Here is a 2,451-nt window from a genome sequence, read left to right as displayed (position 1 = left end):
CGCCAGCCTCGTCTCCGACCGCACAGCCACCATCTGAAAACACACCACGGCCGCCCAGACATGACTCATCCGCTATCACGCACCAACTCGTAAGTCGATGAATAATCAGGTCGAGCCTGTATCCGTGCCTTCGCTGCGACGGATCCAAACTTTCTATCAATTTCACGTGTTGCTGACGCCCACTGCTGCATAGAGTACGCAAGACCAAGTGTTTCAACCACGAAGGGGTCATTGGGGTGTTGCGCGACGCGTTTCCACAAGAGCTCAGGAGAGTCGGTCAAAAAGTTACCCACTGTACCCTCATAGGCGGCCATGCCCCGAACCTCGCCATCTGGTTCAACTTGCATAATTTCAGCGGCCGCCTGGCCGCGGGCTATTAAATCAGGCCGCATTTGCAAGAATCTCGCATCAGTCATTTTCAGGGCCACCGTTTTCGGTGTCAAGCCCCTCAAGCTTTGCCGATATTCAACAGTATTGAACATCTCCACATCAATATCGGTGAGCAGTTCATGTTCTACGAATCCTGGCCGACTCGCTAGCCCCGCTGGTATCGCGACGCCGAGATCGATAAAGTTGATTTTTGGGAACATGGGCGCGATATCTCTACAGAGGGAGGGCAGTTCGCTCAAGTTCGCCTTTATGACTGTGCATGAGATGCCAAAAGTAAATCTCTCTCCATCGCGCGGAGCATTGCTGACGGCCTCATCGAGCAACGCCAGTGCCCGCAAAGCCCTATCGAACGAACCGCGGCGCCCACGGATGCTATCGTGAATTTCGGCACTGGCGCCATCTATGCTGACATGTATTTGAGAGAATCGACCGGTTACATCTAGGATATTTCTTTCACCCAGTAGCCATCCGCTCGTGTAAAGCGAGGTATCAATTCCTGCGCTACGAATATGGTCGATCACCGGAAAGAGTTCCCGGTTCATCAAAGGCTCTCCGCCGCTTATGACGATCCCTGAGGGGTGCAGTGAAATCATCCCATCAGCTATTCGCAACATGTCACCCCTGCTGACTTGCCGTGACGGCCGCCTGCCTGATTCCGAATAGCAATGAGAGCACCGCAGTGGGCACGAATATGTGAGATCCCAGATGATTACATCGGGTCCTGTTGAAGCGTACACGATTCCTACCCGACCGCCCTCTTCGTTCCCGCCTGGACAAAGGGGCTTATGATTGACTAGTAGGCGACATGGCGGTTTCCGAAACGACTCCAGGGTCTCGCCGAGTTAACGATTTCGACCGTTATGGCCTTGCGACGGCAAGAAAAACATCATATTGCTGACATGTGTAAATGGATAGTAGCGATGACGTTGCTAATCCAGATGTAAATATGATGACGGTTATGGGTGTGCCAGTGCGACTGCCGTTATCATCATTCTGCACCCCAATAGATCAGGCTAGTTCGCAGACTCCATTAGAATAGCGAACAAGTCCACTATCGATCGAAAGTGAATATTCTTCTTGAGTAGTCGGTACTTAGACCGTGTCCTATGTGGGGCTGGGTCGTTGGACTTGGTTATGGGGCGGGGTACGTGGAGTTGGATTGTTCCGGACGGGCTGTGGGAGATCGCGGGGCCGCTGATCCCACCGTCGAAGGTGCGGCCGCAGGGTGGCGGAACACGGGACACACCTGATGAGACGCTGTTCGCCGCCATCATCTATGTGCTGGTCAGCGGGTGTGCCTGGCGGGCTTTGCCGCCGTGCTTCGGGATATCGAAGTCGACCGCGCATCGCCGGTTCCTGATCTGGTCCCGGGCGGGAGTGTGGGGTCGGCTGCACGAGGAGATCCTGCACCGCCTGGACGACGCCGGCCTGCTCGATCTCTCCCGAGCGGTCCTCGATTCCGCCCACGTGAGGGCGAAAAAAGGGGCGAACTCACAGGCCCGAGTCCCGTGGACCGGGGCAAGCCGGGTTCCAAGATGCACGTCCTGTCGGACGCGAACGGACTGCCCCTCCTCGTCGGCCTCTCCGCGGCCAACACTCATGACAGCCTCGCCCTGAAACCCATGATCACCGGGCACCAAACGAGACACGATCCCTACAGGGGCCGCTACTTCAAGCCTCAGCGTCTCCACGCCGACAAGGCCTACGACATCCCTCACCTGCGGAAATGGTTACGCGGCAGGCGCATTGGCGTTCGTATCGCCCGCAAGGGCATCGAGTCCGGCGAACGGCTGGGACGCCGAAGGTGGGTCATCGAACGGACCATGTCCTGGCTGACCGGATACCGCCGGCTCAATCACCGCTACGAACGCCACCCCCGCAACTACCTGGCGTTTCTCGGACTCGCCGCCGCCCTCTGCTGCTACAAGAGGCTCCTCCGCCTCACCACATAGGACACCGTTTAGTGCTCCAGCCGCGGTTCGTGTCCTGAGCTGGTGGTTGTCGTTGTCCTGGTATGGAGGGGATGACTGAAGTCAGTTGCTGGACGGGTGAGTTGGAGTC

2 protein-coding genes are annotated in these 2,451 nt (G+C 57.0%); one reads left to right on the top strand and one right to left on the bottom strand.

Annotation, left to right across the window (positions count from 1 at the left end):
- Positions 1-65 precede the first annotated feature (65 nt).
- The gene (locus ACZ4NT_RS39120; RefSeq protein ID WP_467730189.1) at positions 66-1,127 is read right to left on the bottom strand and encodes a radical SAM protein; all 1,062 of its coding nucleotides are present in this window, start codon (positions 1,125-1,127) and stop codon (positions 66-68) included.
- 397 nt (positions 1,128-1,524) lie between these two features.
- Between ACZ4NT_RS39120 and ACZ4NT_RS39115 the strand changes: the two genes are divergently transcribed.
- Positions 1,525-2,342 (top strand): IS5 family transposase gene (locus ACZ4NT_RS39115; RefSeq protein WP_467730187.1). Its coding sequence is split into 2 segments (ribosomal slippage): positions 1,525-1,873 and positions 1,873-2,342, totalling 819 coding nucleotides; the frame shifts between segments, so codons are not numbered across the junction.
- Positions 2,343-2,451 lie beyond the last annotated feature (109 nt).

The sequence above is a fragment of the Streptomyces sp. NPDC026417 genome (assembly GCF_055567695.1).
Note: the sequence above shows the minus strand (reverse complement) of the source record. Positions and strands in the feature narration are given on the sequence as shown.